This is a genomic window from Pedobacter sp. Leaf194, assembly GCF_001423945.1.
GTDB lineage: Bacteria > Bacteroidota > Bacteroidia > Sphingobacteriales > Sphingobacteriaceae > Pedobacter.
Genome location: NZ_LMPU01000008.1, coordinates 433970 through 444970, shown reverse-complemented (window position 1 = coordinate 444970; position 11001 = coordinate 433970). Strand labels below are relative to the sequence as shown.

General features: G+C 40.7%; 7 protein-coding genes. 1 reads left to right on the top strand and 6 read right to left on the bottom strand.

Going from position 1 to position 11001, the window contains the following annotated elements; genetic code table 11:
* The first annotated feature begins 41 nt into the window (after positions 1–41).
* Positions 42–923: an SMP-30/gluconolactonase/LRE family protein gene (locus tag ASG14_RS09590; RefSeq protein WP_056870830.1), complete on the top strand. Its 882-nt coding sequence runs from the start codon at positions 42–44 to the stop codon at positions 921–923.
* Between the two features lie 70 nt (positions 924–993).
* On the opposite strand, the gene ASG14_RS09585 is transcribed toward ASG14_RS09590, so the two are convergent.
* The 6 genes from ASG14_RS09585 to ASG14_RS09560 form a co-directional block, all read right to left on the bottom strand.
* Complete coding sequence (locus ASG14_RS09585) at positions 994–2634, bottom strand: TldD/PmbA family protein (RefSeq protein ID WP_056870829.1); 1641 nt, start codon at positions 2632–2634, stop codon at positions 994–996.
* A gap of 59 nt (positions 2635–2693) precedes the next feature.
* Positions 2694–4010: a TldD/PmbA family protein gene (locus ASG14_RS09580; protein WP_056870828.1), complete on the bottom strand. Its 1317-nt coding sequence runs from the start codon at positions 4008–4010 to the stop codon at positions 2694–2696.
* 2 nt (positions 4011–4012) lie between these two features.
* Complete coding sequence (locus tag ASG14_RS09575; protein WP_056870827.1) at positions 4013–5647, bottom strand: TldD/PmbA family protein; 1635 nt, start codon at positions 5645–5647, stop codon at positions 4013–4015.
* A gap of 87 nt (positions 5648–5734) precedes the next feature.
* Positions 5735–7522, bottom strand: a complete 1788-nt coding sequence (locus ASG14_RS09570) for a hypothetical protein (protein WP_056870826.1) — start codon at positions 7520–7522, stop codon at positions 5735–5737.
* Between the two features lie 2 nt (positions 7523–7524).
* Positions 7525–9648 (bottom strand): hypothetical protein, encoded by a 2124-nt coding sequence (locus ASG14_RS09565; protein WP_157274888.1) that lies wholly within the window; start codon positions 9646–9648, stop codon positions 7525–7527.
* Positions 9635–10999, bottom strand: a complete 1365-nt coding sequence (locus tag ASG14_RS09560; RefSeq protein WP_056870824.1) for a BatA domain-containing protein — start codon at positions 10997–10999, stop codon at positions 9635–9637. Before ASG14_RS09560 ends, ASG14_RS09565 begins: the two co-directional genes overlap by 14 nt.
* Positions 11000–11001: the final 2 nt, after the last annotated feature.

The following is an 11001-nucleotide window of genomic DNA, read 5'->3' as shown; positions in this document are numbered from 1 at the left end:
CCAGAGGATTAATCGCCACTTTGTAAACGAAATATCAGCCCATGAAAAAATTATTCTTTCTTTCGATGTTCTGCATCAAGTGCCTTTTCAGTTTAGCGCAGACGCCAACCTTTGTACAGGATAGTTTGAAACTTATCTCTTCGCAATTTAAATTTACTGAAGGTGCTTCTGTTGATAAAGAAGGCAATGTTTTTTTTACCGACCAGCCCAACGATAAAATCTGGAAATATGGTACGGATGGAAAACTAAGTTTATATATGGAAAAATCGGGGAGGGCGAACGGAACTTATTTTGACAAGAAAGGAAATCTGATTGTTTGCGCCGATGAAAATAACCAAATCTGGTCTATCGATAAAAACAAAAAAATATCCATTCTATTCACTGATATTGATGGAAAGAAAGTTAATGGTCCGAATGATATTTGGATAGATAAAAAGGGCGGCATTTACTTCACCGACCCATACTATCAGCGAGATTACTGGACCAGAACGGCTCCTCAAATTGTTGGCGAAAAAGTTTACTATCTTCCGCAAGGAAAGAAAACTCCGCATGCCGTTGCAGATGGTTTTAAGCGGCCGAATGGAATTCTAGGTACGCCAGATGGCAAATATCTTTATGTTGCAGATCGGGTTGCTGATGTAACTTACCGCTACAAAATTAATGAAGATGCTTCACTTAATGAGCGGGAACTTTTACTTAAACAAGGTTCGGATGGGATGACGCTAGATAGCGAGGGAAATATCTACATCACCGGAAAAGGTGTTGATATTTACAGCAAAAGCGGAGCACATATTGGTCACATCGATGTACCTGAAAATTGGTGTGGAAATATTTGTTTTGGTGGGAAAAACAAGAATATTCTCTTCATAACAGCTTCAAAATCGCTTTATTCGATAAAAACGACTGCAAAAGGAGTAGAGTAAATAAGCAGGCTTTGGCGAAATGCCCTCAATGCGTTGCACACTTAATGAGGACATTTCTTTGCTGCCTTTTTTAGCCAAGTTTTCTACCAGTATTAATCACATTTACGCCATTAAAGCGGGTTGTTGCACTACCGTGTGATACGGCACTTGCTTGTCCGGGCTGGCCTTTGCCGTCAGAAAACGTGCCGCCCAAACGATAATCATTTTTGTCGCAGCGCTGAACGCATGAATTCCAGAATTCCTGAGTATTTGCCTGATAAGCCGCATCTTTAAACATGCCTACAATTTTTCCTTCTTTAATTTCGTAGGCGAGTTGCGCACTAAACTGGAAATTATAGCGCTGCTGATCAATCGAGTAAGAGTTCCTTCCGAACATATAAATGCCTTTTTCTACATTTTTTACCATTTCAGCTGCGCTTAAAGCAGCGTTACCTGGCGCCAGCGAAACATTTGGCATCCGCTGAAACTGAATGCTATCCCAGCTATCGGCATAGCAACAACCTTGCGAGGCCTTTAAGCCCAAAATATGTGCCTGATCGCGAATCGTTTGGTAGTTAACCAAAATTCCATCCTTAATGATATCCCAATTGCCACACTTGACGCCTTCATCATCGTATCCGACAGCACCCAGAGAGCCTCGTTCCGTTTTATCGGCGAGAATATTAACTTCTTTACTCCCGAAATTAAATTTCTTCGACTCCCATTTATCAAGCGTTAAAAAACTTGTTCCTGCATAGTTTGCCTCATAACCTAAAACCCGGTCTAATTCCGTAGGGTGGCCAACAGATTCGTGTATGGTCAGGAATAGGTGTGAAGGGTCTAACACCAGGTCATATTTTCCTGGCGCTATAGGTTTGGCTTTCAGTTTTTCATCAACATGCACAGCGGCTTCCCGCACGTCTTCCAAAATGTCGTAACGCTTTTTGTACATCGTAACCGGGCCACCTTTAATTTTTTCTGAATCTTTAGGTGTTAGGTATTCGTAACCCATGCCCATTGGAGCACTTAAAGCATTTCGTGTTTCGAACTTGCCACTTGCAGCATCGGTTTTAGTTAAAGTAAAGGTTGGCCAAATCCGATGGATGTCCTGGTCGATGTAAGAACCATCGGTGGATGCGAAATACTTTTGCTCGTTAATCATGAAAAGATTTGAGTTGATGAATTTTGCGCCACCTTTCATTGCCTCACTGTTTACTTTCAGCAGCAAATCTACTTTATCCTTAATCGGCACTTCAAAAGCGTTAACTTCTAAAGGTGTTTTCCAGCTAACCTCTCCAAATCCCTTTTGCGGAGCTAATTGAACTGGCTCTTCCATAAGCTTCGAGTTGCCTTTTGCAATTGCAACGGCTGCTTCCGCGGCTTTGGCAATGCTCGCATTGTCCAGGTTGTTTGTTGCGGCGAAACCCCAGCTTCCATCGGCAATAACGCGAACGCCCAAGCCGTATGATTCTGAATTGGAAATGTTCTCGACCCTGGTTTCTCTTGTGGCAACAACCTGATTTAAATACCTTCCAATGCGTACATCAGCATAGGTTGCGCCTTTGCTTTTTGCGGCGTTAAGGGCAACATCGGCCATCTTTTTCTTAAAAGCTACATCAACAGGTGTTAAAGATTCTTCAACAGAAATAATTTTGCCGAATGCCGGCATATTGGGTATCATGGTGGCGCCAAGGCCAACACCTGTCATATATAAAAAATCTCTTCTTCTCAATTTTTGAAATTTTGGAGTTAAAAAAACAGCGGTGATGTAATCGCCGCTGTTTAAATTAGTTAAATAGCATCTGATAAGGATGTGAAAGTAAAATCGCGGATTTTCATCGGCGGGATTAAACCGCTTGCAGTTCTTACAGGTTTACCCATTGCTTCAACATTATTAAGCATTATTACAGGACTTTCGTTAAACCTGAAGTTTTTAATCGGGAATTTTATTTCACCATTCTCAATATAAAAAGTACCATCACGGGTTAGGCCGGTAAGTAACAATGTTTGTGGGTCAACCGAACGTATATACCAGAAACGGGTTACCAGAATTCCTTTTTCTGTACTCTTGATAAGTTCGGCCAGCGATTGATTGCCGCCTTCAATGATTACACCACGGCTAAACGGAAGTGGCTCAACATTTTTTTGTGCGGCCCAATATCTCGAATAGGAGAGATTTTTAACCACACCTTTTTCAACCCATTGTGTTCTTTTTACAGGTAAACCATCTCCAGACCAAGTCGAGGATGGAATTTCTGGATTTAACGGGTCTGAATAAATATTTACGTTATCAGAAAATAGTTGTTCGCCTAAACGCGTACCACCGCCTTTCTTACTCATAAAACTTCTGCCTTCATCAGCACTGCGGGCATCAAAACCTCTAAACATGTTACCCAGAATATCACTTGCAGCAAGCGGCTCTAAAATGACCGTATATTTTCCGGGCTCAATAGCTTTTGCTCCTGCCGAACCATTGGCTTTGCTTGCCGCAATTTTACTGAGTGCAAGAGTATCCATCTTCGAAAGATCGTTGAAATCCTGCTCCACATAGCCCGAACCCGTTCCCTGCTTATTTCTCACTGTTACAGAAAAAGAAACATTTGTGCCTTTGTTGTAAGCGAATAAACCTTTTGAGTTCATCACGGCGTTGAAACTTGTAGAATTTTCTAAAAAGCCTGCAGCATCTAAGCCAGCTGCCTTTGATACGCTTAAACTTTTGCCTACCATTTCTGCCCTGGTATCTGGCGTCATCGCAGCGGTATTCTCATTAAATGTTTTCGATTCGGCGAAAGTTTGCGGCCCTAACAGCGGCATAAATTCCGGATTTTCCGGTGCAAGCATTGCCAGTTCTTCTGCTCTTCGTACAACTTTTTCGAGCGATGCATCATCAAATTCGTTAATTGTTGCAGAGCCAGTTTTTTTACCATAGGTTGAGCTAACACCCAAACTCATGGTGCTAATTTGGCCAGCTGTGGAAACGGCGTTACGAGCATAACGAATGTTTCCACCATCAGAACCTCTTAAACTTACCTCACAAAACTCGGCCTTTGAAAAGCCAACTACCTTTTTTAATATCGCCTGGGCTTCTTCTTTACTTAATATAGCCATAATTATATTTTTCTTGCTGTATTGATAACATTAACACCATTAAACCTCGCAGTAGAACTACCGTGAGAAACTGCACTACTTTGCGACGGCTGACCTTTTCCATCGTTAAATGAGCCGCCTAAACGGTAGTCACCATCGTCGCAAACGGCATTGCACGAATTCCAGAACTCCTGTGTATTGGCCTGATAGGCCACATCGTTCAGCATGCCCACAATCTTTCCATTTTTAATTTCATAGAAAATTTGTCCGCCGAACTGGAAATTATAACGTTGCTGATCGATTGAAAAACTGCCGTCACCAATAATGTATACGCCCTTTTCAACATTTTTAATCATATCGTCAACACTCAGTTTCTCTTTTCCTGGCTGTAACGATACGTTTGCCATGCGTTGAAACTGAACATCATCCCAACCCTGGGAATAACAGCAGCCTTGAGATTCATTTAAACCGATGATGTGTGCCTGATCCCGAATGGCCTGATAGTTAACCAAAACACCATCTTTAATTAAATCCCACTTTTTGCATTTTACGCCTTCATCATCATAACCAACAGCACCTAGTGAGCCAACCTGCGTTTTATCGGCTACAATGTTAACTTTATCACTGCCGAATTTGAATTTTTTTGATTCCCATTTATCTAAGGTTAAAAAACTCGTGCCTGCGTAGTTTGCTTCGTAACCCAAAACACGATCCAGCTCAGTGGGGTGACCAACAGATTCGTGAATTGTTAACCAGAGGTGAGACGGATCCAGAACCAAATCATATTTCCCCGGCTCAACGGATTTCGCTTTTATCTTTTCTGAAGCTACGCGGGCCGCTTCCTTAACATCTTCAAGCATATCGTAGCGACCTTTATAACGGGTAACGATGCCAGAAACTTTATCTTCCGGGCGTGCATGCATATACTCGTAACCCTTTCCCATTGGAGAACTAAGCGAATTACGGGTTTTGAATTGTCCGGAAGCCCTGTCTATCCTCGTAACATTAAAATTTGGATAGATACGATGCACATCCTGATCGATATATGAACCATCTGTCGATGCGAAATACTTTTGTTCATTTACTGCAAATATTACCGAATTGACAAAGTTGGCGCCGTTTTGCATGGCTATATCATTCACGTTCAACAGCAAATCTACCTTCTCTTTAACAGGAACTTCAAAGGCATTAATCTCGATAGGTGTTTTCCAGCTTACTTCGCCGTAACCTCTTTGAGGTGCCAGTTGAACCGGCTCGCCCTGAATTTTCGAATTGGCTTTTGCAACGGCAACCGCCTGTTCGGCAGCTTTGGCAACAGCATCTTTGGTTACATTGTTTGTTGCAGCGAAACCCCAGCATCCATTGGCTAATACGCGTATGCCTACGCCGTACGATTCAGTATTTGCTACGCCCTGTACCCGCTTTTCGCGGGTTGCAACGAACTGATTAAGGTAGCGGCCGATACGAATATCCGCATAAGTTGCTCCCTTAGATTTTGCGGCGTTCAGGGCAACATCAGCAAGTTCTTTTTTAATTTTTACATCAACTCCATCCAGCGCCTGCAGAGGGTCTATCGGAGTTCCGAATGCGGAAAGGTTGGGTAGCATCAAAGCAGACATACCCATTCCGGATAAATAGAGGAAATCTTTTCTTTTCAATTGGTTCAGTTTAGGGGTTTACGTTTCCAAGATAGCCATTTATGAGTTAATTTGGCACGCTGGTTTATAACATTTTAGTTTCAAACACTATTTAGCGTCGAGAATTCTCGCTTCGAACCATAAAAAAGCGGAGGCGAGTAAAAATCCTACAAAAAACCACCAGATTGATAGTTCTTCTTCGACATTAACAGCTGATTGTTTGATTTTTGATTCCTTAATTTTCGCTTTAGCTACAAACTGGCGGGTTGCCAATATTTTTTGCTGAATTTTTAATGCCTGCCAATCTGTTTTTTGGTATATGAAAAACGGTTCTGCAGACTGATTTACCACTAAATTATGCCATCCATTTTTTGTTGGATAAAAAACCGCCTCCCATTCGAAAGGGAGTTCGATATTTTGCAAGGGAGTCAAGCGGATACTATCAATGTTTAATGAAGGAATTTTTCCTGACGTCGGGATGTCGACAATTAATCTGGCTTTTTCATTTACAACAGGAAACTGTGGTAGAATTTTCAGAGATTGATTTTCATTTCTCTTTTTTACAGCGGCAGATAATATTGTAGACCAATATGTGGTAAAGTCGTTTTTTTTACCCGTTAGCAGCCAGTTAAAGGTAGATGGTAGTGAAGACACTAACACTTTCCCGGCGCCTTTAATTGTACTGTTCACCAAAACTTTGCCACCGCCATCGGTAAGCAAGGGCAGATCATTCTGGGTACTCCTTAAAAATAATTTTTGTTCTAAGGGTAAGCTGCTAAACTTGTGTTTTTCGTCTTTTAGCATCACTTTAAGCTCCTTTTCTTTCGTGTTCGACACTTCAAATCTGCCAAATTTACTACTTGCCGGTGTTAATGCTTTTAAGCTTGAAACCCTAATGAATAATCCCATCCCACCAGTTACAGCCGCATCAATAGCACTTCGTTCGCCTGCATTCATGGCTGCAAGTTCCTCTTCATCAATGATTAAAATATCAAATTTTTTAATGGAGTTTGTACTGATCTTGTTCAGGTTGATGCTATCCATAGCCAGAAATTCTGAACTGTATTTATCTTTACTTATCTGGCTTCTGAAAGCTAAAGGATAATGATTATCGTAAAGCCATTTTTTTAAAAACTTATACTCAAAGTCGGGAAAGGAAGCAAGTATCAATACCTTAAAAGGCAATTGCTCATCAACTAAAAAAGGAACGGGTTCTTTGGCAAGCGTATCTTTTCCGTCGAAAGAAATAAGGTTATAAACTGCTTTTCCGATTTGTTTTGGTTGGGTAGAAAATGAAAAGCTTTTACTGGATTTACCTTCAACAGAGATGGAATCAATTGAACTTCCCATTCCTTTAAACAAAAGTTTTACTTTTTCTTCGCTCTTGTTTTGATAAATTCCCTGAACCAATAATTGTTGCGTTGATTTTATTTGAGCCGGCCAGCTGGCAGAAATTATTCCAGTTATCCCTTCTGAAGGATGGAAGTTTAATTCGTACTCATGTAAGTTGCGCAATTCATGTTTTGATAATCCCTCGCCGTAGATGTTAAGTTTCCTAACATCTTTATGGTTTGCGAGGAAATAGGAGAGGTCGGGAATCGGCACTGCATTGTTAACTTTTGCATTTGATGCCCCTAGCACATATTTTGCTCCCCGAATTTTTGCCAGTTCATCTAAATCGGCGCCTTTGGTGAGCAAAATAATTTCGTTCGCATTGTTTTTAAAACCCGACTTATACTTAACCGGAATGATTAGCAAAGCAAAACAACTTACAGCAATTATACTGGCAAAAATCCTCCACAACAGTCTGGCCTTGCTTGCTCTTTTGATTTCTTTGTAGAGGAGGAAAATCAATAACAGTAACGATAATATGAGAACGGCATATTTAAATTCCATAACTATCGCCCTGTTTTATTTAGGTTATTAAAGTAATTTTGGTACAGTGTTGCTGCGGGCAGCGAAGTTTGTATTTGCGGTTTAGGCGAATCGCCTTTAATCATTTTTTGAATGGCCTGCTGAACAACATCGATGTCTTTTTGATGCAAAATCTTGTTAAGTGATAGTCGCCTTAAACTTGTTAATGCATTTAGGTAAGTTGCAGGATTATCGGCCGCGGCGCCAATCATATATTTTTCCGTCTCGCTTAACAAATATCTGTCACCTTCGGAAAACTTCTTGCCGGCTTTTCGACTTTCAAGTAAAGCTAAAGTAGTTTTCAAATTGGTTGTTCGTTGGTCTTTTTGCGCTGCAGACATGTTTTGAACAGGTTGCGTGATTTTATCAAGTTCGCCGCTTAATCGTTTTTCAGGTTTTAATGAAGCAGTTTTGACCGTAGTTTTAGCCACATAAGCCCTCGATTTTTGTTGCAAATCTTTCAGCATTCGCAACGCTTTATATTCGTATGGCAATGCTTCCTGTGGTTTATAGGTTCTCAGGCGCAACTCAGAATTCCACATTTCTGTTAAAACAGCCTTTAATTGGGCTTTCATTTCCGGCTCGAAAAAGGTTGCATCCTCCGCAATATCATGTTTGTGGGCATATTTATCCATTATTGCGGTCACATCGCCGAATTTTTCCTCCTCGCCACTGTGTTCTGCATGGTCATCATGGTCGCCTCCAATTTCTGTTTCATTTTCTTCCCCTAAAAACTGGCCGTAGCGCAGCCTCAAGAGTTTTTGATCGATTCCCAGTTCATTGCTTCGGTTTTTAAATGCGTCAGCAGCGAGCGAAGATTGCGCTTTTAATAACTTTTCAGTATCAATAATGATTTGCCGCTGACTCCTGAAATATTCAGGAACCAGATTAACGCCATTTGTCATTCCGGCCATGCTCATCAATTCAGTTGTATCAACTATGGAAACGAAATAAACATCAGAACGGCTCGATTGACCATGATTATCCATCGCTTTAACGAAAAAGTAGAGCTCATCACCGGGTTTCATTCCCAGGCTTTTCAAATCGATTTCCCTGTTTAATACCTTGTTTTTCTCGTTGTTAAAACGCGTATTGAAGCTCAATTTTTTTTCGGTGAAACTTACACCTTCACCTTTTCCACTTGCCATCGTAGCAGAGATAAAGGCGTCGTTGACGCCATAGTCATCCGTCAAAACGGTATTTAGATTAAATTTTTGAGGTTGCCCAACATCTATTGTTGTGTGTTGTTTTGACCGTGTTATTTTAATAATTACCGGCAAATCGGCAACTGCTTCGAGCTGGTACAAATCTGACTTTTTACCATCAATTTCCAACTGGTAAAAACCCGTTTTATCGAGAGTTTTAGAAAAAAGCCAGGTTGTTCGTTCTTTATTACTGGCCTTGAGGGAAACTGATTCTTTATCGTTAAACGTGATTTTTAGGCGCTCGACTGCAATGTTCGTTTCAATCTTCCAGTTTATTTTTGCTCCGGTTTCTGCCTTTATCGAAAACTGCTTTTGTTTACGTTCGGGTTTGCCTGTATAAGCCGGAGGAATTATGGTTGCGCTGAAATCTGAAATTTCCGGAAGGGTATTTTCCTTTATTGCAGGCAATGGGCGCAGAGCGTGCGACCCGGATTTATTGTTTTCTTTAATTTTGGGGATTTTTGCAATTGCGAAGCTGATTATTAATGCTGTCGCCAAAAGCGCTAAACCAGCGTACAGCTTTTTAACAGGCTCTTGTGGTGAACTAATTTCCGTAATTCTCTTTTCGATTTTTGAGCGTTGAAGTTGCTCAAGCAATGATAAACTGTCTGGGTTTTGAATTAACAAATCGGCGCTTTCTTCCAGTTCGGGGTATTTATTGTTGGCATAACGGCAAAACTCTTGCTGGCTGGTTTTCCATATTGGCTTGCGAAGCAAAGCAATAATTAACGCTAAAGGTAAAATGATGCAACAAACCAGCGGCGGCATGTGTAAAACGTAAATCAAAACCGCCGACAAGAGGAGGGCGACGGCCAAACTAATCACAAAAAGCCTAACTAAGTGTAACCATATCCACTTCATTCTTAGGTCGTAAATCCATTTTTGTCCTTCAGTTTTTATCATAAACATTTGCTTTTTTTCTGAATGATAAAATGCGTTCGGCGAGCAGAATAATAAATGCTGCGAGCCAAAATATGTGCGAAATTGATTCGTCCTGGTTTGCTTTTAAAGCAATTGCGCTTTCATTAGTTTGAGTGAATTTTCTTTGCTTTGGAGCAATTTGGCGCTGATCTGCCGCGTTTTCTTCGAAGCCAAACTCCCCGGCGCTTTTATCTACAATAACCATTGGCATTAATGCTTTAACAAAGACCTCGTTCCAAACCAATTGATTCCATTGTGGGTTAAAGCGGGTGTACAGGTGGAAAACCTTTAGTTTCTCCGTCTCTTGTAGCGACAAAATTGAATTGCCAAAACCATCAGTCCATTTTTTATCAAATGTTGTCGTCGCCTCAATTCGTTTATACAATGCAACCTTAATCCCATTTATATTTATAAAAGAACGCTCAGCAATTACTTTGCCTTTTGCGTATTCAAATAAAGTTCCGTTGGTATCAATTGCTGATTTAAAATTTGCTGAAACCGGTTCTTCAGAAAGCCAAAAGCCAATATCTGCTTTCCCCGCCGGGTTAAATATGATTTTTCTTCCGGAGAAGCCTGCAATTGCGTTCAACGCTGCTAGTAAATATTGTTTGTCTGCGTGGCCGGGAGTTTCATACACAGCTACCCTAAACGGCGATGAAACATCATTAACTGCTGTATAAATGGTGCTCGATGGAGTTGATACGGCCTGAAACTTCTTACCTGCATAATCGGTAATCCAGTTACTTGTTGTATCCGCACGATTGAGCGTTTTTAAAACCAGTTTATAGGAAACCGCTGGCAACTCATTTCCAAAATTTTTCAAACGGTTGTCGGTAAAAAGATAAACTGAACTTTGAGCTGGGACCAGAGCATTTAACTGATTTAACAGCGAGTTATGGTTCAGTAAATTCCCGGTCGGCGTGTAGGTTTTCGAAGTATCTTTTAGATCGATCAGATTAAATCCTAAGTTGAAATCATGAATCTGGTATCCAAGCTTCGTTAAAGAATCAATCGTTTTGCGATTGGTTTTAAATACCTTTGAAAAATTCGACCGTTCTATCAATATCCAGCCTGAATTTTTCGTTGATAAATTGTTTTTTTTAAAGGGCTGTGCAATGATAATCGCTAGCAGCGCTAACAGTAAACAGCGTAGTATAAATAGCAGCCAATCGTTTATTTTATAACTTTTCGAACTTGCACGAGCACTTTCTCCCAGTAAGGCAATACTGCCAATTTTCAGCGTTTTGCCTTGCTTAACATTCCACAAATGAATAATTATGGGAATTAGTACACTTGCAAGTGCCAGTAAACCTATGGGATATAAAAACTGCACAA